The sequence below is a fragment of the Acinetobacter sp. ME22 genome (assembly GCF_022012315.1).
In the GTDB taxonomy this organism is placed as follows: Bacteria; Pseudomonadota; Gammaproteobacteria; order Pseudomonadales; family Moraxellaceae; genus Acinetobacter; species Acinetobacter brisouii_A.
The window spans coordinates 1-260 of record NZ_JAKLTL010000064.1 but is presented as its reverse complement, the minus strand read 5'-3'; the positions used below and the strand labels follow the sequence as shown (position 1 = coordinate 260).

The 260-nt window shown below is 45.0% G+C and carries 1 protein-coding gene; it reads left to right on the top strand.

Annotation, left to right across the window (positions count from 1 at the left end; genetic code table 11):
- The coding region (locus LVY74_RS17705; RefSeq protein WP_237816155.1) for a hypothetical protein at window positions 1-260 on the top strand (260 nt) is incomplete at both ends.

Genomic DNA, 260 nt, shown 5'->3' with positions numbered 1-260 from the left:
GATGACAATACCGACTATGGTGATATCGAAGTCAGTTTCAGCCATGACGATGGTGCAGTACTGTACTTCAATGGCACGCAAATTGACTTTGAAACAACGGGCTATTACAACAGCACAGCCACCATTTCAGAGGATTTAATTAAGACTGGCACAAACGTTATCTTTGTCGGGGCGATTGATACAATCCCTGCAGGCTCGACAGGCGGGATTTACCTGTCGCTGGCATTCTCAATCAAAAGCAAATCTTATCGCGACCTAAA